This window comes from Salmonella sp. SAL00672, from assembly GCF_046552175.1.
In the GTDB taxonomy this organism is placed as follows: domain Bacteria; phylum Pseudomonadota; class Gammaproteobacteria; order Enterobacterales; family Enterobacteriaceae; genus Salmonella; species Salmonella enterica.
This window is the reverse complement of sequence record NZ_JBGDUQ010000002.1, coordinates 21,320-42,961: the sequence shown is the minus strand read 5'-3', so window position 1 is coordinate 42,961 and position 21,642 is coordinate 21,320. Positions and strand designations below refer to the sequence as shown.

Below are 21,642 nucleotides of genomic sequence, written 5' to 3'. Positions count from 1 at the left end.
AAGATCGTGGTTAGATCGTTACTGGACGTGATTAATAGAATTGAAGAATTGGTTGAAGCGCCTGCGATGCTCACGCAGGCGAAAAGATCAGGCAGAAGGGTCACCAACATAGCGGGTCAGCATATTCTCCATCGAGCGAATAATGTGTTCGCGCATGCGCTGGCGTGCCAATGTTTCATCATGAAGTTCAAGAGCTTGCAGAATACTTTTATGTTCCTGAATGGAAATCACGGCATACTCTTCTTCGGTGACCTTATGGCCCATCGACAGGCCGTTCCACATATTACAGAGCAACATTTTCATTTTTTCGTTGCCAGCAACATTCCATATTTCCATATGAAATGCCTGATTCAGGTCGGAGTATTCCGCCGAGTTATTTTCCGCGAGAGCCTTTTCAGCGGCATAATGCACCTGGGCTATCCGCGAGATATCGGTGCCAGGACGAGAAGCTTTAGCCACCGCCTCACTTTCTAACAGCGCGCGAATTTCATAGTGTTCACGGATCGTTTGTTCATTGATGCCCAACACCACCGCCCCTTTATTAGGGCGCACTTTTATCAGCCCATCCGCCGCCAGAATCTGAAACGCCTCGCGCACTGGCATACTGGACACGCCGACCATTCCGGCAATGCCTTCTAACGTAATCTCCTGCCCTTCCACTAACTCCCTCGAAAGAATCGCTTTACGCAGCACTGCCGCGACCTGTTCTTTCGCTGAAAGAAGCTTAATCTTCCCTAACTTAGGCTTCTGCACTTTCCCAATCCTTCATATGTTGACGCATTATTTCTGCTAAAGAGAGGAAATAACGCTGCATAACTTGCCCAATCTCATCACGCCGCCCCTGGCGTATGACGTCAGCCAGTTCAGCGAAAAGCTGCGCCGACTCCTGATTATCTTTTTTCAGATGCAAAATAACATAAGAGACATAACCGTCCAGGAACTGCTGATACACCTTTTCCAGATAGCGGTTATTCACATAAGAAATCAGCATCGCATGACACTCCAGTTCGCAGGATTTGTCTTCTGCGACAGCCAGCGCTTGCGCACGTATCAGGAGGGCATCGCCTACTTCGCTGGGTATCAGCGAAAACATTTCGGCGGCCATCGCGGCAATTACGCGAAAAATATGACTCACGCGATCGGCCTCAAGATGCGCGACCTGCATGTGCCTGTTGGGCAGTCGGATTAAAAAACCTTCCTGTTCGAGTGACTGTAGCGCTTCTCGAACCGGCATTCGTGAAAGACCGAGCTGCTCCGCAATACTTTCCTGCGCGAGTTCTTCTCCCGCTTTTATATTGCCGGAAAGAATTTCATAGCGAAGCATTTGCGTAATGTGATCGCGGGTTTGCGTTCTTTGGATCTTTTTCACGACGTTCTCGTTAATAACCGATAAGACGTGAGGAGTTTAGCAGATTTAGTGCTTGATTTCGTGGCTTGTTTACAGTCAAAGAAGCCGGAGCAAAAGCCCCGGCATCGGGCAGGAACAGCTTATTTATTAATAAAATCTTCACCCAACTGAATATCTTTTTTCAGCGTATCCAGCATAGCGTCCAGCGAATGTTGCTCGAAAGCGCTCAGTGTGCCGATGGATTTACGCTCTTCTACACCGTTTTTACCCAGCAGCAGCGGCTGAGAGAAGAAACGGGCATACTGACCGTCGCCTTCCACATAGGCGCATTCCACCACGCCTTTTTCGCCCTGCAGAGCGCGAACCAGAGAAAGACCGAAACGCGCGGCAGCCTGGCCCATAGAGAGGGTTGCCGATCCGCCGCCGGCTTTCGCCTCGACGACTTCAGTACCGGCGTTCTGAATACGTTTAGTCAGATCGGCCGCTTCTTGTTCGGTAAAACTTACGCCTGGAATCTGCGACAGCAGCGGCAGAATCGTCACGCCGGAGTGTCCGCCAATCACCGGAACTTCAACTTCCGTTGGCAGCTTACCTTTCAGCTCTGCGACAAAGGTATTAGAGCGGATGATATCCAGCGTGGTAACGCCAAACAGTTTGTTTTTGTCGTATACGCCTGCTTTTTTCAGCACTTCCGCCGCAATCGCAACGGTGGTGTTCACCGGGTTGGTGATAATGCCCACGCACGCTTTCGGGCAGGTTTTAGCGATCTGCTGCACCAGGTTTTTCACGATGCCAGCGTTAACGTTAAACAGGTCGGAACGGTCCATACCCGGCTTACGCGCCACACCCGCAGAAATCAGTACTACGTCAGCGCCTTCAAGCGCCGGGGTTGCGTCTTCACCGGAGAAACCTTTGATTTTTACAGCGGTGGGGATGTGGCTCAAATCAACGGCCACACCGGGAGTCACTGGAGCGATGTCGTACAGGGAGAGTTCTGAACCTGAAGGCAGTTGGTTTTTTAAAAGTAATGCCAGCGCCTGACCGATACCACCAGCAGCGCCGAGGACTGCGACTTTCATCCTAAACTCCTTATTATATGATTAGCTAAGTGTCTATTGCTCCGCGGCGGCGACCTTAATTCACAAATTCAATGATTACAATCCTCACTCATCAAGAATGCGGAGTCGCGCAATTTTGGCTTTTATGCATTTAATTTGCGTAATCCGGATCGACTGCAACCAGAGAGCAACGTTCCTACAGGTGGTGACAATATACCCTACTATCCTCTCAAAACAACATCATTTTGATAACAATTAATTTACTTTTAATCTTATTTGCGAGGCGTGACACAGGCATGTTTCTTGATAACGAAATTTGATAAAATTCCGCTCTTTCATAACATTATTTCAGCCTTAAACAAGGCAGACTGTTTGCATAAAAATTCATCTGTATGCACAATAATGTTGTTTCTACTGCCATATTACGGGTGACTTATGCGAAGCTCGGCTAAACAAGAAGAACTAGTAAGAGCGTTTAAAGCGCTCCTCAAAGAAGAAAAATTCAGCTCACAGGGCGAAATCGTCCTCGCGTTGCAGGATCAGGGCTTTGAAAATATCAATCAGTCCAAGGTCTCGCGCATGTTGACTAAGTTCGGCGCAGTGCGTACACGTAACGCAAAAATGGAAATGGTGTACTGTCTTCCGGCTGAACTGGGCGTCCCAACAACATCCAGTCCGTTGAAAAATCTGGTGCTGGATATCGACTATAACGACGCTGTCGTGGTGATTCATACCAGCCCCGGCGCGGCACAACTCATCGCGCGCCTGCTGGATTCACTGGGGAAAGCAGAAGGTATTCTCGGCACGATTGCCGGCGACGATACTATCTTCACTACGCCTGCCAGCGGCTTTTCCGTAAGAGATCTGTACGAAGCCATTCTGGAACTTTTTGAACAAGAGCTTTAGTCCCACTTCCTCCGTCGTCGTACGGCGGAGGCACCTTTTTGTCCTCTCCCCTCGCCGCTTTCCTGTACAGCTATCATTTGGCAAATCATGCCCTTAAACATTCACCACATGAATGACAAATCAAAAAAACGCACAAAATGTCAAATTTTTTAACCGATTGATTTTCTTTTATTTTTTAAACAGCAGCGGCGAAAAACAGCAATTTTAATTCCATAACGTTATAAAAAATAAAATTTTTAATGTCTTTAAAAAGCAGAAACAATTAGCGTGGTATTAATTAATCGCGTGATTAGTGTATACTTAATTTTGTGATGAGGGTCACGAAACAAAGACCCCAGTAAAGGAATTCGACGAGGTAAAAATCATGAAAATCAAAACCACTGTTGCAACATTAAGTATTCTGTCCGTTCTCTCTTTTGGCGCTTTCGCCGCAGAACCTATCAGCGCAGAGCAAGCGCAAAATCGTGAAGCAATCGGATCGGTTTCAGTCAGCGCTATCGGCTCATCGCCCATGGATATGAACGCCATGCTGAGCAAAAAAGCGGATGAACAAGGCGCTACGGCCTACCACATTACCGAAGCGCGTAGCGGTAGCAACTGGCACGCCACTGCCGAACTGTACAAATAAAATTCACCTGCCATCGCATATAACGTGTCATTGCTTCGCGGAGATATCGCATAAGAAAAGCCCATTAATCCGCGAGGTTGACCCTATAAAGGAATAAAAGACCATGAAAACGAAATACATTATCGCATCACTCGGCCTGGCCACTCTGCTCTCTTTCGGCGCAAATGCCGCAGTACATCAGGTTAACGCGGAACAGGCGCAGAATCTGCAACCGATGGGCACCATTTCCGTCTCGCAGATTGGCAGTACGCCAATGGATATGCGCCAGGAGATTGTCGCTAAAGCCGAAAAAGCAGGCGCTAATAGCTATCGCATCATCGAATTAAAAGAAGGTGATAACTGGCACGCCACCGCCGAGTTGTATAAGTAAACCCTCGTCGTCTAACCCGACGACTTGCCCCCGCCTGTCGGGGGCTTTTTTATGCTTTTTCAATGCCGGACATTAAACCGTAGCCGCCCCTCCAGCTCTTCTTCCGCTTCATCAAAGAGTAAAATCAGCGCCCCGTAGCGCCTGCGCAGTTTATCAGGCAGGTGAACGAACTCAATCTCTAGCGGTAGAGGTAAGATATCGCTCATTACCGCATCCCATAATGTATCAAGATCGCTTACTTTCTCACTGGCAAGACCAAACGTCTGCGTAAACTCGCGATAAAAATCGCTTTGGTTTTTAATATCATTAAAATCAAAAGTATAGACATTCATAGCCAGCCACCATCCCCGACAGACAATTGTCTGTTTTACTACTAAGCATCATTATGCAGAGGTTTCACTTCCAGAAACGCTTTTAGCCCCGGAGCACTCTTGCGCTGTTTTTGTATCTCAAATAAGTATAGTCATAAAAAAACCGACGCTTTTGGCATCGGTTCTTGTGGGTTAGCTATCGGTAAGCGCGTTCTGGTATTTATGTAACATACCCGTCAGGCGTTTAACCGGTTCCGTCACCTGCGGCGGCGCCTCCCAGATACGTAATTTCTCCTGATAGATATCCAGCTCATCCAGCAACTGACCAAAGTAGCGTCGCCGTTTATCATCGCTTCCGGCGGAAATAACATGGTCTGCGGTACGACGAAGCTGACGGTGGAACACTGACAGATCTTCATTAACCGGTATCGGCGCGTCGCGCAGACGTTGATGAGCAATGATCATCGTTAGCGCCAGGCGGAACTTCGGCAAATCGCCAGGAAATTTATTCATCAGCAAAAAGAGTTGCTGATATAACGCAGGCAGACGGTTTTCTTTACGGCGTACCACGTTGGTCGTCATTGCCGAGACCGCAGCGGAAACAAACTGATTAAGCAGCACGCGACCGGTTCGATCTTTGGATTTATCACGCACCAGCAGGATGACGATAAACGCCAGCATACAGCCGACAATTTGCCCCAACGCGCTGTCGAGGAACTGGCTGAAATGGAACGTCATCGGATTATCCAACACAATAATGTTAATCGTACTGGCCAGCGCCCCCATCGACCCCAGACGCCGTTTCTGGACCTCAATGCCGATAAAGAACCCCAATACCGCCAGGCTCAAACATAACAACAGCATACTTTGCTGCGTATTGGGAATAATCACCAGGAAATAGAGCAATCCCAGCGGCAACGCCGCCAGAGTGCCATAAATAAAATCAATGCAGACCATGCGCGGATTGGGTAAACGCATCGCCAGCGAGGTCACCACGGCAATCATCACCATCGCGCCATTACCCGATGTCCAGCCGGTCCATAGCCAGAATAATGTCCCCAGTATGCAGGAAAGCGTGGTGCGCCAGAAGTTCACCATCGCATGGTGACGTTCAGCGGATTCCACTTTAACTACGGGCTCGCCTTGCAGGATCTCTTCTTCCGTCGCGCTGATTTTGGTGTTACTGATCACGCCGCGTTTAAGCAGCAGATAGCGCGTCGCTGCGCCTACCCAGCTATAAAGCGTGACGGGCGTTTCGCGCTCGCCGGTCCAGACAATGACACGCCGCATCCGTTTTAACTGTCTGTGGACGTCCTGTACCGTTTCAACCGGCGTCTCGAACAGTTCCCGGAATGTATCGGTAATCAGTTCCGGCCGCGTGTTTTGAATAAGATAAGTTTCACAGGATTGCGTAATCAGCGTGAGCGAAAGCGTATTCAACGCTTTCAGGCGGCGGTTAGCGCGTACCCAGCGCGAAGATTCCATATTCAGATTACTTCGCATCCCCTCCAGCGCCGCCGTGCGTCGCACCAGATCGCCCCAGGCGTTGTCGACTTCTTCGCTGTCGCCATGCTTAATACAAAGTTGCATTAGCTGATATTGCGCTACCAGTAAACTGTCCAGTTCGCGATCAACCTCCTGCTTTATCGATCGCGGCGAGAAAAGCAGATCCGCTAAAATAGCGCAGCCAATGCCGATGACGATTTCGCTACAGCGTTCAAGCGCAAATTGCGGCGTGAGTAGCGGCTCCGTCTGAATGGTAATCACAATGATCAGCGCAGTATAACCTGACAGTCCCCACGCATAAGAGTTTTCGATCCGTACTAAAGAGGAGATCCAGGTACAAAAACCGGCCCAGACACAGCACACCAGAATCATCAATAGCGGCGCGCGGATCATAGAGATAATAATGATAAGCGCGGCGATACAGCCAATAAACGTCCCGATAATACGCAACATTCCGCGATAACGGATAGCGCCGGAATAGGGTTCCCCGCCGGCGGCAAATGCCGGGCCTGCCGCCACGATCGCGGCGGTCAGCACCGCCCAACGCGGCGTCTCCAGTTGAAAATGGAAGCCGGTAAATAATGCCAGCACAATGGCGCACGCCAGCTTTACCGCAAAACGAATGTGCTGGTTGGCAATGGAGAAAATGCCCATGACGATTAACCGAATTCGCGCAGCCGGTGCGCCAGTTTACGGAAGAAGGAGTCCTGGCTTGCGTCACGATCCTGCTTACCGGTGATCACGACGGTTGCCGTCGTACCGGCAGGCCACAAATTCCCCTGCTGCTCGTCGAGCCGGATACGCACCGGGACACGCTGGGCCAGACGCACCCATTCGAGGTTAGAGTCTATCGTCGCCATCCCTTTCGCATCGCTGGTACTGCTGGCATTCGTTACCCCTGCCGCCACGCTATCGACGGTACCTTTTAATACCCGGTTGCTGCCAAGCGGCGTGATTTCGGCACGATATCCCGGACGCACGCCTTCCAGCTTGGTCTCTTCCATATAGGCCTGCACGTAAAAAGAGTTCTTTTTCACCAGGGCGACGGCTGTGGAACCGCGGGTAATAAATTCACCGGCATAAACATTGAGGTTAGTTACCCAGCCGTCGGCAGGCGCACGAATGACGGTACGCTCCAGATCGAGTTTAGCCAGGTCGCGCGTCGCCTGGGCTTTAGCCAGTTGATGCAGTACAGTCTGCAAGACATTGTTCGCCTGATCGATCTCTTCCCGGGACATCGCCTGTACGCCGAGGCGATTACGGCGACCGGCTTCCTGGCGTTTTTCCTGCGCCAGTACCTGATAATAGGCTACATCAGCTTCCGCTTCCGCCAGCGCTTTTTGATAGCGTGGCTGATCGATGGTAAACAGGACCTGATCCTTTTTCACCAGTTGGTTATCATGCACGTTTACATGGGTAATCAGGCCCGCGACATCCGGGGCAATAGCGACGACATCGGCGCTAAAACGCGCGTCGCGCGTCCAGGGTGATTCGGTGTAATACACCCAGGCGCGGAAAATGGCGATAAAGGCCAGAATAACCAGTACGAGGGTAATGGCCGTACGGGAGAGTTTTCTTGTTAGTGTTTTCACTTCAACCTCAAACGAACAGGCGCGATATTAAATAAAACAGACAACAATACAGCGCGGTATTGAACAGAGCCGGATGCCAGACAAAATCATAGATACCCGTCGGCACAAGCATCCGACGCACCAGCCAAAAAATAGCCAGTGACAAAAGCAATTCGAAAAATATCGGTGGGAAGGAAAGACCAAACACCACGATAACGGGAAACAGACTCATGTTGACCTTGATTTCTGAGAGAGAGCAGGCGATAGATTGTTAAGCTACATCGCCGCAGAGAAGGGCAAGAGACGCCAGGCGAGAGCGACATAGCTCTTATTCGAATAATAGTATATTAACGTAATTGTTATGCTGTTATCTATATTATGTGATCTAAATCACTTTTAAGCCAGAGTGAATAATGGAACGATTAAAACGAATGTCGGTATTCGCCAAAGTTGTCGAGTTTGGCTCTTTTACCGCCGCAGCCAGACAGCTGCAAATGAGCGTATCGTCCATCAGCCAGACTGTGGCGAAACTGGAAGATGAGCTTCAGGTTAAATTGCTCAACCGCAGCACACGCAGCATTGGGCTCACCGAAGCTGGAAAAATCTATTATCAGGGCTGTCGTCGTATGCTGCATGAAGTGCAGGATGTTCATGAGCAGCTTTACGCTTTTAATAACACGCCTATCGGTACATTGCGTATCGGCTGTTCTTCAACCATGGCGCAAAATGTGCTGGCCGGGCTTACCGCAAAATTATTAAAAGAGTATCCCGGTCTGGCGGTCAATCTGGTGACAGGAATTCCGGCCCCGGATTTAATTGCCGACGGGCTGGACGTGGTGATCCGCGTGGGCGCGCTGCAAGACTCCAGCCTGTTTTCCCGTCGACTCGGCGCGATGCCGATGGTTGTGTGCGCCGCCAAGCCCTACCTCGCTCAGTACGGCGTCCCGGAAAAACCCGCCGATCTCAGTAGCCATTCCTGGCTGGAATATAGCGTGCGCCCGGATAATGAGTTTGAACTTATCGCGCCGGAAGGAATTTCTACCCGACTGATTCCACAGGGGCGGTTCGTCACTAACGATCCGATGACGCTGGTACGCTGGCTGACCGCCGGAACCGGAATCGCCTATGTGCCGCTGATGTGGGTGATCGATGAGATCAATCGTGGCGATCTGGAGATCCTGCTGCCTCGCTATCAGTCCGATCCCCGTCCGGTGTACGCGCTGTACACCGAAAAAGATAAGCTGCCGCTTAAAGTGCAGGTAGTGATTAACGCGTTAACTGACTATTTTGTCGATGTCGCACACCTGTTTCAGGGGATGCACGGGCGAGGGAAAGAAAAATAAAAACACCGGGTAATTGCTGAAGACGATTGTAGCCAGATGCCACCCGACGCAGACATTTCCTGATGGCGCTGCGCTTATCAGGCCTGGGCGGCACACACCACAGGCCTGATAAGGCGGACAGTTATGCGGTGCCGCCAACCGTCAGGTTATCGACTTTCAGCGTCGGCTGGCCTACGCCTACCGGCAGACTTTGACCCTCTTTACCGCAGACCCCCACCCCGTTATCCAGCTTAAGGTCGTTGCCGACCATGGAGATCTGTTGCATCGTTTCAATGCCTGATCCAATCAACGTCGCGCCCTTCACCGGCGTCGTGACTTTGCCGTTTTCAATCAGATACGCTTCCGAGGTAGAGAACACAAACTTGCCGGAGGTGATATCCACCTGACCGCCGCCAAAATTAGGCGCATAGATGCCGTATTCAACGGATTCGATAATTTCCTGCGGCGTTGACTGCCCCGCCAACATATAGGTATTCGTCATACGCGGCATCGGCAGATGCGCATAAGATTCGCGACGCCCGTTACCGGTCGGCGCAGCGCCCATCAGGCGCGCGTTCAGCTTGTCCTGCATGTATCCTTTCAGCACGCCATTTTCAATCAATACGTTGTACTGGCCTGGCGTACCTTCATCATCGATAGCAACGGAGCCACGACGGTTCATCATTGTGCCATCATCCACTACGGTGCAAAGCGCGGAGGCAACCTGCTCGCCGATCTGACCGCTAAACACAGACGTCCCACGACGGTTGAAATCACCTTCCAGCCCGTGCCCGACCGCTTCATGCAGCAATACGCCCGGCCACCCGGCGCCCAGAACCACCGGTAACGTCCCCGCTGGCGCAGCGACCGCGGAGAGATTAACCAGCGCCATGCGTACCGCTTCTTTCGCCCACGCGTCGGCGCGAACCTCGCCGTCGAGATCGGCAAGAAAATACTCATAACCAAAGCGACCGCCGCCGCCGCTGGCGCCGCGCTCGCGTTTACCGTCTTCTTCCACCTGCACGCTAACGGACAAACGCACCAGTGGACGGACATCCGCCGCCAGCGTCCCGTCGGTCGCCGCCACGAGGATTAATTCATATACGCCGGTCAGGCTGGCGTTAACTTCCTGCACGCGTTTATCGGCTTCTCGCGCCGCTTTATCAACGCGTCTGAGGATATCCAGCTTCTCTTCGCGGCTCATACTTTGCAGCGGATCAAGGGTGGTGTAGAGCGGCTGATGCGCTACGGCGGCGAGCGTTTTTACCTTGCCTTCGCCGTTCTCGCGTACAATAGTTCGCGCTGCCTGCGCACTCTGCTCCAGCGCGAGGAGGCTTATCTGGTCAGCATAAGCAAAACCGGTTTTTTCGCCGCTAATGGCGCGAACGCCAACGCCCTGGTCGATATTATATGAACCATCTTTAATGATGCGGTCTTCTAAAACCCAGGATTCGTGATAGCTCGACTGAAAATAGAGGTCGCCATAATCAAGACGGCGTTCGGCCAGTTGGCCCAAAATAGCGAACAGATCCTGATGGTTCAGGCCATTCGCCGCTAGCAATTGTTCACTTACCAGGTTCAGACTCATCGTTTTTGCTACTCGTTGATTTCTGCCGGATGGCGGTTCACGCCTTATCCGGACTACATTGTTAGATTGTGCAAACCGGATAAACTCAGCGCCGTCCGGCATGACTATTTACTGAGAGTGGGGCAATTCCTCGCCCCCGTCAAATCATTGCTGGCTTTCTTTTCTCGGTTGGCGCAGAACTTCGTTGATCTGCGGCGCATCGACCGGACCGGTAATGCGATAACGCAGAATGGAGACCTTGCTCCATAGCGGCCCCAACACTTTACTGGCGGCAAATACCGCCGCGCCGACAATCGGGTTAACGGCAAACGCGGCAGCGACGCCCACGGTGGCGGAAATTTCCGGCGCGACAACGGCCTCCATATCAAGACGACGACGCACCAGATCAACAGAACCTTTCATTGCAATATCCGCTTCCAGCCCATCCACCAGCGTATCGTCAGTATGCAGGACGCCATCTTTAATCCACGCGGTACTATGAATAGAGTCGAAATAGAAGCCCTCGCTAAAGGTATCTCTGAAGTCAAACCGCAGCTTACGCAGCAACGCATCAAAACTGAGCAGCCGCAGTAACTGTCCGGCATGACCGCTACTGAGATCAGTAAACTCGCCTTTGCCCAGACGCGTACGTAAAATCCCGTTGAGCGTGGCTTCCTCAGGTTGCCAGGGCGGGTTTCGCCAGTGCAGATCGTAATCTACGTTAAAAGACGCGTTCTGGATTGGCGTCGAGATGCCGAAGAACCCGGCAGCCGTGTCGAGGTTACTACCATGCAGACTACCTTTCAGCGAGGTTCGTTCATTACCCGGCGCATTCACCCACTCGCCGTTCGCTTTCAAACGGGCGAATCCGGTATCGATCAGGCCATTCGCCAGAGTCAGCGTATTGCCTTTGATGGCGAAATCGCCATCAATACGCCCATATTTTTGCCCCCATAGCCAGCACTCTTCGCAGCGAAGCTGTAAGTCCGGCCAGCCGCGGAAGCTAATCGTGTTCGCCGAAGCCAACGGCGATGTCGGCGTTGGTGACGAGGCGTGCGTTTTTGCGACACCAGGGTTGTAATACAGGTACTTAATGTTCGCCAGCCACGGCGCATGGTTGCGCATGAGCAGCGTGGCGTTCACCTCACGGCCCTGCGCTTCAATTTTTGTTCCGTTCAGCGAGGGGGCTGAAACGACGCTCAAATTGTTCCACTGCTGGCCGCCCAGCGATAGCGCGGGAGTACGCAACGTGACGCGTTGAGGAAACTCGGCCGAACTGCTCACGTTATCCGCCGCGCCTTTCTGGAATAACGCCAGCCACTGCGCGCCATCCAGCGCCGGCAGATTGAGCTCAACGCCTTGTTGAGCAGGTAATGGCGGAATCGTCCGGCTGTCCGTCGTCCAGATAGCCCGATCCAACGTCAGCTTCTGATTTAATAACCAGCGGCTGTTAAAGTGATTTTTACTCCCTGCGCTCCCCGTTAGCGCAAAACTTTTCAGGTTGCCGTCAGCCTGAATGTTCACCGGAATGGCTTCGCCTGCGGGTTTATTTAGCGGAGAAGGTAAGTGACTGCTCACATTTCTCAGATCGCCATTCAGCTCGATGTGATAAGTGGTGTCAGCGTGATACGGAAGATCGATGCCGACTTTACCATTCCACGTCACGCTGCCGCTCAGGGCGTCATTCAGTTGCGGCGGTAAGACGCCCATACGCGTTGGTTGCCAGTTACCGTTCAGGTTGACGGCGACCTGATAGGCTTTTGCCCCTTCCGTCGTACTGAAATCCAGGTTAAGCGGCTGATTAAACCAGTTTGCCGTCAGCGGCCCGCTTTTTAGCGCGCCATTCACAAAGCTGAATTTACCGTTCAGATTTTTGAGCGTGCTGTTTAGCGGCTTAATAAACAGACTGTTATTACGCAACGAGACATCGCCCTCGGCGGTAACCTGTTCTCCGTCCAGCGGAATATCAAGATGTAAGCGAGCATTCACATCGCCATCTAATTGGAGCTCCGCCAGCGTCGAGCCAAGCGAGTCTTTTAGCGGCGTCTGGTCAAAATAAGGCCCAACGGCTTTTCCCGGCCCGTTAATATCGGCATCAATGAGCAGTTTCTCTTTGGAATAATCCGGAATCGCCGCCGCGAGTTTGCTGGCCTTCACCCCGCCCAAATCGACGCTATCCGAACGCATCCACAGACCGTCGTTCAGGAAATCCAGTTCAATGTTGAGATTTTTTAGCGCCGGCCAGTCGGGTTGAAAAGCAAACGTCGCATTGCGTAGCGGCACCAGCACTTCAAACTGACCTTCGTTATGTTTATAGGGAAAGAGGTGCGGGTTACCACCGTAAACCAACGTGGCGTTATCCGCCTCGCCGCCCTGAATCGCGCCGCTAAGGTAATCGACCAGCGCTTTGCCCATCAGGTTTTCCGGAAAATAGCGCCACGCCTGAGATCCATCATCGGTACTGATTCCGGCCAGAATACCCAGCCACGGTTCGTCGCCCGTCGGTTGCAGATAGCGGAACCCGCCGCGCGCATGTACCGCCTTTGCTTTGACGTCAATGTCGCGGCCATCAAGCTGAAAGCCGTTCTCATTCTTCAACCAACTAAGCGTCGCGACGCCGTTTTCAATTTCCAGCGGCGCGCGAAAAACGGTTTCATAGGGCATCTTAGCCTGCTGCATCGCAACCTTCATCTGCCCGTCTTCTACGCTTCCCGCCAGCGTACCGGAAAAATGTTCCGCGCCGGGCAACAGCTTCCACTGTTTCCAGGCAAGGTTTTCCCACGATGCCTGAAAACGCGTTTTTTCGGTCGCCTGTAGCGGAATATCCAGCGCCAGTGTGGCGATCTTTCCGCTCGGCTGCGTAGCCTGCCATATTTCGCCCAGCACAGGCGACAGTTTAGCCGCCAGCGGACGTAATGCTTCCAGCCCCGCCAGTTCAAGATTACTGGCGCGAATGCGTAGCTCATCGCTACGTGTGTGATTCTCGCCGCCGACGTCCTGCTGCGGGAGCCAGGCCACGGTTAAGGCTCCGCTCGGCCAGGGTTTGCCATCAAGCGTAATCCGTGTGTCCGGAATATAAAACTGCCAGCCCGGCTGCTCGCGGCTAATCTGCGCCGTCAGGTTATCGACAGACAGCGTGTGCGTCGTGTTATCGCCCAGCCAGCTTGCGCCGCCCTGTTTCAGCCAGACGTCTCCTCCGGCGATTTCGCCTTTACTGAGCGTCATCCAGCCTTCCAGACTGAAACGCGCCGTCTGGAGCGCCACATTATCCTGCATCCATTTGCCCAGCCACGGCTTGACGTCAATATCGTCGGCCTGTAACCAGACTCTGCCGTTATTCAGCAAACCGTCGTCATCGCGTAAATCCATCCGCACCTGCATCACGCCGTGCTGCCCGGTCAGGCTGGAGAGGCTGACCTCGCCTTCGGCGCGGTGCCGCTCTTTGCCGTTTAGCCAGGTAAGCTGTGGGATCGCCAGCTCCGCGCGTTGTCCGGAAAGCGTCAGAAAACTGATTTGGCTATCGCGCAGATCGAAATGATCGAACTGACGCAGGAAAAGATCGCTTAAACGGCTGGTTTCGATGCCTTCGCCGTCGCTGCTTTGAAGAGGCGTGTTGGTGCGGAAATTGAGTTGCCAGAAGGTCAGGTCGCGAAACTGCCAGCGCATATGCAACAGGCTTTGCCAGACGTCCAGCGCCAGCGTAACGCGTTTTATCGACAGTTCGCCGCCATCTTTCAGGGCGGCATGAATATTATGCGCTTCCAGCGTAGGGCCAAAATTTTGCCAGCTTGCGGAGAGTTGGCTGGCGGCCACCGGCACGCCGGTCACAGACTCAATTTTATTCAGGATAGCCGGACGCCAGGCGTCAAGATGAGGCAACGCCAGGCGCAGCCCGCTAACCAGCAGCGCTGCAATGACGATGAGCGCGGCTCCAGTGAGCAATAAAATCCCCGGCAATCGCCTCACGCGTCTCTCCTTGTCTGCCAAAAAATACGACTCACAACCTTGCTTTGCCGGACGGCGGCGTGAACGCCTTATCCGGCCTGCAAATGCTCGTACGGGTCGCGGTCTTTTACATCATTACGACGTCAAACTGCTCCTGGTTATAAAGCGGTTCGACCTGAACTTTAACCTGTTTGCCGACAAAGATTTCGACTTCCGCCAGCGCGTGTGATTCTTCGCCTTTCAGCGCTTCCGCCACCGCAGGAGAAGCATAAACCAGGAAGCGATCGGAGTCATAAGCGTGATGAACACGTACAATTTCACGCATGATCTCATAGCAGACGGTTTCCACCGTTTTTACCGTCCCGCGGCCATGACAGGTTGGACATTCGTTACAAAGCACATGTTCCACGCTTTCACGAGTCCGTTTACGGGTCATTTCCACCAGCCCCAGCGGCGAAAAACCGTTAATACTGGTTTTCACGCGATCCTTACTTAACGCCTGTTCCAGCGAATGCAGCACCCGGCGGCGATGATCTTCATTATTCATGTCGATAAAATCGATAATGATAATGCCGCCCAGATTACGCAGGCGTAGCTGGCGGGCAATGGCCTGAGTCGCTTCAATATTGGTATTAAAAATGGTGTCGTCGAGATTACGGTGTCCGACAAACGCGCCGGTATTGATATCTACCGTCGTCATCGCTTCGGTTTGGTCGATAATCAGATAACCGCCGGACTTGAGTTCAACCTTACGCTCCAGCGCGCGCTGGATCTCATTTTCCACGTCATAAAGATCGAAGATCGGCTGATGGCCACTGTAATGCTCCAGCTTACTGGTCATTTCCGGGATGTATTCTGCGGTAAACTCCAGCAGCGACTCATAGGTCAGACGTGAGTCGACGCGAATTCGGTCCAACTGCGCATCGGCGAAATCGCGCAGCACGCGCTGCGCCAGCGCCAGTTCGCCATACATCTGGTAGCGTGTTTGCGGACGCTTTTTGCGCTCCATGACTTTCGTCCAGACGCGCTTGAGATAGGCGGCGTCAGACGCGAGATCCTCTTCACACACGCCTTCCGCCGCGGTGCGGATAATAAACCCGCCCTGTTCGTCGCAGTATTCCGCCACCACCTTTTTCAGGCGCTCGCGTTCACTTTCGCTTTCGATACGCTGGGAAACGCCAACGTGTGACGCGCCGGGCATAAAAACAAGGTAACGGGAGGGCAACGTGATGTCCGTGGTCAAACGCGCGCCTTTCGTGCCGAGCGGATCTTTCACTACCTGCACCATCAGATCCTGTCCCTGACGCACCAGTTCGGAGATATCGCGCACGGTAAACTGTTTTTGCTCGTCGCCCGCCACGCATTCGGTATGCGGCATAATGTCGGAAGCGTGAAGAAATGCGGCTTTATCCAGCCCAATATCTACAAAAGCCGCCTGCATACCTGGAAGTACACGACTTACACGACCTTTGTAGATATTGCCTACGATTCCGCGTCGCGCTTCGCGCTCAATATGGATTTCCTGAAGAATACCGCCATCAATGTACGCCACGCGCGTTTCCGATGGCGTTACGTTTACCAACAATTCAGCCGTCATGTTTATCCCTTTTATCACGCAGTGCGTTAAAATGACTCAACAACTCATACGTTTCAACCAGCGGTAAGCCGACCACGGCGTGGTAGCTGCCATTTATCTTCCTGACAAAACAGCCACCCTGCCCCTGAATACCGTATGCACCTGCTTTATCTAAAGGCTCGCCGCTGGCGACATAGCCAGTAATATCCTGCGCAGAAAGCGTGCGGAAAGTCACCTCCGTTACCACCACACAATCCAGCGTCTGCTGCGAGTCCGCAAGCGCAACAGCAGTCATCACCTGATGCGTATTTCCGGAAAGCAAACGCAGCATTTCTGCGGCATGAGCGGCGTCGCGCGGCTTTTCCAGCACCTCGCCGTTTAACACGACTATCGTATCCGCGCCCAACACCGGCAGATCACGGGGAACCAGCGCCACGCCAGCCTGCGCCTTTTCGCGCGCCAGCCGAACAACATACTGCTGCGCGCTTTCCTGAGCACGCCGTTGCTCTTCAATACCAGGCACGACCTGCTCGAATGAAAATCCAAGTTGAGTCAATAATTCCTGGCGACGCGGGGAACCGGAAGCAAGATACAGAGTTGTCATATCGACCTTTATTGCACAGCAAACTGCTGGCGTACTTTACGCATCAGCAAAAAGAGCCAGGGCCACAGCACGCCATTGACTACACTACTCCAGAACACTTCCGGTCTGAAAGAGACGTTGATCACTAAAAACTCGGCCCAGAAAACAATAATGTCCACGGCCAGTGAAAGCAACATTACCACCAGCGCCTGCTGCCAGAGCGCCAGGTTACGGAAGAGCTGGAATTTCAGAGCGACCAGATAGGCGACAATACTCATCGACAGAGCGCGCACGCCAAGTGTGGAACCGCTGATGAGATCAAGTATGGCACCCATCACAAATCCCGTCCCCACATTTACGCGGTGCGGCAGGGCCAGAATCCAGTACAGTAAGATGAGCAAAACCCAGTTTGGCCGGAAAACAATGATGTCGTCCGGCCAGGGCATGATTTGCAGCAACAGCGCAATAAGAAAAGAGAGCCAGATAACCCAGCGCCCCTGGCTACGATAGCTCGCCACCATTACCCTCCCGGCGCACGCGCAGGCGGCGTGGTCGCGCCCGAAGGCGATGGTTGCGTTGATACCGGCGCCGTCTGGCCCGCAGATGGCTGAGTAATCCCCGTCGCCGGGTCCGGCACTGGCGCCGGCGGCCCCATCGCATCCGGAGAAGGCAACACCTGCGGCATCATCTGCATCAGGCGCTCATTGGCGACGCGGTGAACCTCTTCCGGCGTCATCGGATTGGCGCCGTTACGATCGGCTCCCCACAACAGCAGCAGATAGCGCAAACGCTGCAAACCCGCGGTTGGACGTGCCTGAATGACGGTATAGGCGCGCTGAGTGTCCAGCTTGACGGAGGAGACCACCGCCACCGGATACCCTTCCGGGAAACGCCCACCAAGTCCGGACGTTACCAGCACATCGCCAACGCGAATATCGGTATTGGCGGGCAGATGTTCAAGCTGAAGATCGTCAGTACAGCCGTTACCGGCGGCAATCACGCGGATGTCATTGCGCAGTACCTGAATCGGCAGCGCATGAGTCGCATCGCAAATCAGCAACACGCGGCTGGTCAGTTTCGCCACGGCGACAACCTGCCCTACGACACCTTTGTCGCTAATGACCGGTTGACCTTCATATACGCCATTAACGCTGCCTTTATCGATAACGACCTGATCGCTGTAAGGATCGTTAACCGTTGAAATAACCTGCGTCACCATTTTCTGCTCGTCCTGACGCAGCGGCGACCCCAGCAGCTCGCGCAACCGCGCGTTCTCCTGTTTGTACTGCCCCAGCATCAGCAGGTCGCTGTTTTTTAGCAGTAATTCCTGGCGCAGCGCCCGGTTTTCCAGCTCAAGCTGGTCGCGAGAAGCCAGCGTTTGCGACACGCTGTCGAGCAGTTCACGAGGGCCGTTTGAAATAAAATAGAAAGGACTGACGGCAGTGTCCATGTACGTTCGGATTTGACTGAACGTCCCCAGGCGGCTGTCGGCAATGATAACGCCGAGCGCCACCAGCACCGCCAGAATAAGGCGAATCTGTAGCGACGGGCCACGGCTAAAAATTGGCTTCATAGGCTATGCGTATTCTCGCGTCGGAGAGGCAGGACAATCCAGGGATAATCCTGCCCGTATCCAACTACTCTTCGCTGAACAGGTCGCCGCCGTGCATATCGATCATTTCCAGCGCCTTGCCGCCGCCGCGCGCCACACAGGTCAGCGGATCTTCAGCAACCACGACAGGAATGCCCGTCTCTTCCATTAACAGACGGTCAAGGTTACGCAGCAGCGCGCCGCCGCCGGTGAGCACCATACCGCGCTCGGAGATGTCTGACGCCAGCTCCGGCGGACACTGTTCCAGCGCCACCATTACCGCGCTGACGATACCGGTCAACGGTTCCTGCAACGCTTCCAGAATCTCGTTTGAGTTCAGGGTAAAGCCGCGTGGAACGCCTTCCGCCAGGTTACGGCCACGCACTTCAATCTCGCGGACTTCGTCGCCCGGATAAGCGGAACCGATTTCGTGTTTAATACGTTCTGCGGTGGCTTCACCGATCAGAGAACCGTAGTTACGACGAACGTAATTAATGATGGCTTCGTCGAAGCGATCACCACCAATACGGACAGAAGAAGAGTAAACCACGCCGTTCAGGGAGATCACGGCAACTTCAGTGGTACCACCACCGATATCCACAACCATTGAACCGGTTGCTTCAGAAACTGGCAGACCTGCGCCGATCGCGGCCGCCATCGGCTCTTCGATCAAAAAGACTTCACGGGCGCCTGCGCCCTGAGCGGATTCACGAATCGCGCGGCGTTCTACCTGCGTCGCGCCGACCGGCACGCATACCAGTACGCGCGGGCTTGGGCGCATAAAGCTGTTGCTGTGCACTTGTTTAATAAAGTGCTGGAGCATTTTTTCGGTCACAAAGAAGTCAGCGATAACGCCGTCTTTCATCGGACGGATCGCAGCGATATTGCCCGGCGTACGGCCCAGCATCTGCTTCGCATCATGACCGACTGCAGCCACGCTTTTCGGCGAACCGGCACGATCCTGACGAATGGCCACAACGGAAGGCTCATTCAATACGATGCCTTGTCCTTTTACATAAATGAGGGTATTCGCGGTACCCAGGTCAATGGACAGGTCATTGGAAAACATGCCACGAAATTTTTTCAACATACTAAGGGATAATCCTGAAAGCTGGGGCGGAAAACAAAATCCGCTTACTTTACCAACCACACGCAGCAGCGACAAGGCGCAAAAATCATCTGCTACGGTGAAAATTAGTGCAGTTCGTTTCCTTTGTTACAAATCTCGGCCTGAGTCCCTCAGGGCTGAAAAAATCAGCAGCAATCCTCGCCTTCGTTTGCAACCTGTCAAAGGTCATTCACCTGCATATTTGCTGCAACAATCTGGCGAGCAGACAAGCACACCCCCATGAGGCGCAGCGCGCGTTATTCTACGTGAAAACAAATTAAACGGCAGGTTAAACCGAGTATCTTTGCGAATATTTTTTCACGTTTGTGTCAAGTAGTTGGGAGGAGGCAAAAAAATCACCCTGCCCGCCAGCCACGCCGCGTTTTGTCAGCGTCTGCCACTCGCCGCGCGAACGGACGCCCGTCGCGTAAACCTGCGTAGGCGTGCCCGCGCAGGCCTCTACCAGACTTTGAACCAGAAGCTGGTTTTCCGTTCGCTTCTCAATGTTTCTGACCAGACTCGGATGCAGCTTGAGTAATTCCACATTGAGCGCTTTAATCCAGCTCGTGCTAACCAGCGTCAAACCCGCCTGTGTCACCGCCACCCGAACGCCAAGCGCATTGACTAAGCGAAGGATGGGTTGTAACCGGCTGATGTGTTGACAAACATCTGCCTCCGCAAGTTCAATAATTATGCGATTTCGCTGTGATTTTTCACACTGCATTAACGTATCGCGCAACCAGCGCTGAAAACGCGGACGAATCAGCGACTCAACCGTCAACTGCATTGCCAGATTTTCATCCGGCCAGTAGCCCAGCAACGTAATCAGGCGGCTAATTTGTAATCTGTCATACTCTTCCGATAAACCAAATTGCAACACCATCGGCATATACTCCGCCGAGCTCACCTCTTCTTTACCGTCATAGATGCGACACATCAATTCCCGATGATGTACGCGACCTTCTCGCGTGACCGCCGGTTTTTGATAAAGTCGCGGTCCGCCCCGGTTCAGCATCTGCTCAATCAATGTGCGCCAGCGCACATTGCCGCGCCCTTTTTCCGGCAGCGTGTCGTCGTAGATAGCCCAGCTATTTCCCCCCTGCAGGGCGGCGTTCCGCGCCGCGGCTTCAGCATGTTCCATCACCTGCTCGGTGGACTGTCCGCTGCGCCAGGCGCAAATGCCGATATGTACCATATCGTCACGATCAAGCATTTTGTTAGCCGGTAGCGCATCGACAGCTTTTAAAAGTTGTCCGGCAATACTTTCCGCTTCTTTCAGCGTTCGATGCGGTAGCAGCACGGCAAAGTCGCTGCGGTGATAACGCGCCAGCAGCGAGCTTGGGTAACGCATAATAAATGTCGATAGCAGATTGATAAGCATAAACATCTGCTCTTCCGCCTGATTGCCTCCCAGGCTGTCGCGCAGAAGATTGAAGTCTGGCAAGCGGATCATCATCACCACGCCATGCACTCCCACTTTTTCCTGATCTTCCAGCAGCGTCGCCAGCTGGTTATCAAAGAACAGACGGTTACCGAGTCCGGTTTTGGTGTCCTGCGCGGCGTAGGAGCGAATGAGGGTGTCCAGGCGGCTACGCTGTTCGTGAGCAAACTGAATTTCGGAAAGCAATACATCAAGCGCGCTACTGGTGCGCGCTGGCCATTCGTAAACAGAACCGCGGACATTCGCCCCACGTTCGCCGTTCAGAATACGCGTTGAGCGAATTTCCAGAAGCTCTTGCCCGGAAAGCTGCCGCTGCAGCCAGCGCACCGATAAAAACAAAATCAGAACGATAAAACCGATCGCCAGCGTCAGCGGCGCCGTGGTGATCAGTGAGTGAAAATAGTTGCCCATCGGGTCCTGATAAACCAGACGTAGCGACATTCCTGGATGTTTTATCAGCGGTACGACCAGCTCGCGATACATGTCGCTGGTGCCGGCTGGCCGATAACCTCTGGCGCGAGAATGGCTGTAGACGCTGCGCTCCCCCTGCAACAGATCGACACGCACAATATCGGAAGCGATCATGAGTTCGTCGATTCGCGGCGTCAGCGAGACAATATCATGGGTCACCAGGTGCGTATCAATGGCTGTCGCCGTCGCCTGCACACGGCTGACATACTTATACTGTACGGCGTTATAAAAGCTTAGCGAGCAACCTATCAGAGTCACGAAGATCGTTAACCCCGTGAGCAGCGTGATAAAAGCTGAAAATTTCGTCGTTAATCGCATCCTTGAGTTAACTCCGACGGTT

General features: G+C 53.2%; 19 protein-coding genes. 4 read left to right on the top strand and 15 right to left on the bottom strand.

Going from position 1 to position 21,642, the window contains the following annotated elements:
• Positions 1-87: 87 nt before the first annotated feature.
• The 3 genes from ACLJTG_RS05960 to mdh all read right to left on the bottom strand — a co-directional run bounded on the left by ACLJTG_RS05960 (position 88) and on the right by mdh (position 2,427).
• Entirely contained in the window at positions 88-753 is a 666-nt protein-coding gene (locus ACLJTG_RS05960) for a GntR family transcriptional regulator (RefSeq protein WP_001171581.1), read from the bottom strand.
• Entirely contained in the window at positions 740-1,369 is a 630-nt protein-coding gene (locus tag ACLJTG_RS05955) for a GntR family transcriptional regulator (protein WP_000723776.1), read from the bottom strand. Before ACLJTG_RS05955 ends, ACLJTG_RS05960 begins: the two co-directional genes overlap by 14 nt.
• A 119-nt stretch (positions 1,370-1,488) precedes the next feature.
• Positions 1,489-2,427: a malate dehydrogenase gene (mdh, locus tag ACLJTG_RS05950; protein ID WP_079951567.1), complete on the bottom strand. Its 939-nt coding sequence runs from the start codon at positions 2,425-2,427 to the stop codon at positions 1,489-1,491.
• 414 nt (positions 2,428-2,841) lie between these two features.
• Here mdh and argR point away from each other — a divergent pair, with 414 nt between their 5' ends.
• The 3 genes from argR to yhcN-B all read left to right on the top strand — a co-directional run bounded on the left by argR (position 2,842) and on the right by yhcN-B (position 4,310).
• Entirely contained in the window at positions 2,842-3,312 is a 471-nt protein-coding gene (argR, locus tag ACLJTG_RS05945; RefSeq protein ID WP_001257852.1) for a transcriptional regulator ArgR, read from the top strand.
• Between the two features lie 364 nt (positions 3,313-3,676).
• Positions 3,677-3,940: a peroxide/acid stress response protein YhcN gene (gene yhcN, locus ACLJTG_RS05940; protein ID WP_000695693.1), complete on the top strand. Its 264-nt coding sequence runs from the start codon at positions 3,677-3,679 to the stop codon at positions 3,938-3,940.
• 103 nt (positions 3,941-4,043) lie between these two features.
• Complete coding sequence (yhcN-B, locus tag ACLJTG_RS05935) at positions 4,044-4,310, top strand: DUF1471 family stress response protein YhcN-B (protein ID WP_000853277.1); 267 nt, start codon at positions 4,044-4,046, stop codon at positions 4,308-4,310.
• A 59-nt stretch (positions 4,311-4,369) separates the two neighbouring features.
• Here the strand turns inward: yhcN-B and ACLJTG_RS05930 are convergent, their stop codons facing one another.
• The 4 genes from ACLJTG_RS05930 to aaeX form a co-directional block, all read right to left on the bottom strand.
• Positions 4,370-4,642 (bottom strand): hypothetical protein, encoded by a 273-nt coding sequence (locus tag ACLJTG_RS05930; RefSeq protein ID WP_001103887.1) that lies wholly within the window; start codon positions 4,640-4,642, stop codon positions 4,370-4,372.
• Between the two features lie 171 nt (positions 4,643-4,813).
• Complete coding sequence (aaeB, locus tag ACLJTG_RS05925) at positions 4,814-6,781, bottom strand: p-hydroxybenzoic acid efflux pump subunit AaeB (protein ID WP_079951568.1); 1,968 nt, start codon at positions 6,779-6,781, stop codon at positions 4,814-4,816.
• A gap of 5 nt (positions 6,782-6,786) precedes the next feature.
• Complete coding sequence (gene aaeA / locus ACLJTG_RS05920; RefSeq protein WP_000855134.1) at positions 6,787-7,719, bottom strand: p-hydroxybenzoic acid efflux pump subunit AaeA; 933 nt, start codon at positions 7,717-7,719, stop codon at positions 6,787-6,789.
• Between the two features lie 7 nt (positions 7,720-7,726).
• A complete protein-coding gene (aaeX, locus tag ACLJTG_RS05915) occupies positions 7,727-7,930 on the bottom strand; it encodes a p-hydroxybenzoic acid efflux pump operon protein AaeX (RefSeq protein WP_000051840.1) in 204 nt (67 codons plus the stop codon).
• A 181-nt stretch (positions 7,931-8,111) separates the two neighbouring features.
• On the opposite strand from aaeX, the gene aaeR reads away from it, so the two are divergent.
• On the top strand, positions 8,112-9,041 hold the full coding sequence (gene aaeR / locus ACLJTG_RS05910) for an HTH-type transcriptional activator AaeR (RefSeq protein WP_000440300.1): 930 nt from the start codon (positions 8,112-8,114) through the stop codon (positions 9,039-9,041).
• Positions 9,042-9,162: 121 nt separating this feature from the next.
• On the opposite strand, the gene tldD is transcribed toward aaeR, so the two are convergent.
• From tldD to csrD, 8 genes are all read right to left on the bottom strand, one after another.
• The gene (tldD, locus tag ACLJTG_RS05905) at positions 9,163-10,608 is read right to left on the bottom strand and encodes a metalloprotease TldD (protein WP_000055936.1); all 1,446 of its coding nucleotides are present in this window, start codon (positions 10,606-10,608) and stop codon (positions 9,163-9,165) included.
• Between the two features lie 144 nt (positions 10,609-10,752).
• Entirely contained in the window at positions 10,753-14,553 is a 3,801-nt protein-coding gene (gene yhdP, locus ACLJTG_RS05900; RefSeq protein ID WP_079951569.1) for an AsmA2 domain-containing protein YhdP, read from the bottom strand.
• Between the two features lie 106 nt (positions 14,554-14,659).
• Positions 14,660-16,129: a ribonuclease G gene (gene rng / locus ACLJTG_RS05895; protein ID WP_000123188.1), complete on the bottom strand. Its 1,470-nt coding sequence runs from the start codon at positions 16,127-16,129 to the stop codon at positions 14,660-14,662.
• Positions 16,119-16,712 carry a Maf family protein gene (locus tag ACLJTG_RS05890; protein WP_000210307.1) on the bottom strand — a complete coding sequence of 198 codons (594 nt, stop codon included), beginning with the start codon at positions 16,710-16,712 and terminating at the stop codon, positions 16,119-16,121. Before ACLJTG_RS05890 ends, rng begins: the two co-directional genes overlap by 11 nt.
• Positions 16,713-16,720: 8 nt before the next feature.
• On the bottom strand, positions 16,721-17,209 hold the full coding sequence (gene mreD, locus ACLJTG_RS05885) for a rod shape-determining protein MreD (protein WP_000179403.1): 489 nt from the start codon (positions 17,207-17,209) through the stop codon (positions 16,721-16,723).
• 2 nt (positions 17,210-17,211) lie between these two features.
• The gene (mreC, locus tag ACLJTG_RS05880) at positions 17,212-18,264 is read right to left on the bottom strand and encodes a rod shape-determining protein MreC (protein ID WP_000802538.1); all 1,053 of its coding nucleotides are present in this window, start codon (positions 18,262-18,264) and stop codon (positions 17,212-17,214) included.
• A gap of 64 nt (positions 18,265-18,328) precedes the next feature.
• Entirely contained in the window at positions 18,329-19,372 is a 1,044-nt protein-coding gene (gene mreB, locus ACLJTG_RS05875; protein WP_000913396.1) for a rod shape-determining protein MreB, read from the bottom strand.
• A 307-nt stretch (positions 19,373-19,679) separates the two neighbouring features.
• Positions 19,680-21,620, bottom strand: coding sequence for an RNase E specificity factor CsrD (gene csrD, locus ACLJTG_RS05870; RefSeq protein WP_001241384.1), 1,941 nt, complete (start codon positions 21,618-21,620; stop codon positions 19,680-19,682).
• Between the last annotated feature and the right edge of the window lie 22 nt (positions 21,621-21,642).

Bases quoted from the DNA above. Each gene is read 5' to 3' on its own strand.
- mdh (WP_079951567.1), bottom strand. From the start codon at position 2,427: ATGAAAGTCGCAGTCCTCGGCGCTGCTGGTGGTATCGGTCAGGCGCTG.
- argR (WP_001257852.1), top strand. From the start codon at position 2,842: ATGCGAAGCTCGGCTAAACAAGAAGAACTAGTAAGAGCGTTTAAAGCG.
- yhcN (WP_000695693.1), top strand. From the start codon at position 3,677: ATGAAAATCAAAACCACTGTTGCAACATTAAGTATTCTGTCCGTTCTC.
- yhcN-B (WP_000853277.1), top strand. From the start codon at position 4,044: ATGAAAACGAAATACATTATCGCATCACTCGGCCTGGCCACTCTGCTC.
- ACLJTG_RS05930 (WP_001103887.1), bottom strand. From the start codon at position 4,642: ATGAATGTCTATACTTTTGATTTTAATGATATTAAAAACCAAAGCGAT.
- aaeB (WP_079951568.1), bottom strand. From the start codon at position 6,781: ATGGGCATTTTCTCCATTGCCAACCAGCACATTCGTTTTGCGGTAAAG.
- aaeX (WP_000051840.1), bottom strand. From the start codon at position 7,930: ATGAGTCTGTTTCCCGTTATCGTGGTGTTTGGTCTTTCCTTCCCACCG.
- aaeR (WP_000440300.1), top strand. From the start codon at position 8,112: ATGGAACGATTAAAACGAATGTCGGTATTCGCCAAAGTTGTCGAGTTT.
- tldD (WP_000055936.1), bottom strand. From the start codon at position 10,608: ATGAGTCTGAACCTGGTAAGTGAACAATTGCTAGCGGCGAATGGCCTG.
- rng (WP_000123188.1), bottom strand. From the start codon at position 16,129: ATGACGGCTGAATTGTTGGTAAACGTAACGCCATCGGAAACGCGCGTG.
- ACLJTG_RS05890 (WP_000210307.1), bottom strand. From the start codon at position 16,712: ATGACAACTCTGTATCTTGCTTCCGGTTCCCCGCGTCGCCAGGAATTA.
- mreC (WP_000802538.1), bottom strand. From the start codon at position 18,264: ATGAAGCCAATTTTTAGCCGTGGCCCGTCGCTACAGATTCGCCTTATT.
- mreB (WP_000913396.1), bottom strand. From the start codon at position 19,372: ATGTTGAAAAAATTTCGTGGCATGTTTTCCAATGACCTGTCCATTGAC.
- csrD (WP_001241384.1), bottom strand. From the start codon at position 21,620: ATGCGATTAACGACGAAATTTTCAGCTTTTATCACGCTGCTCACGGGG.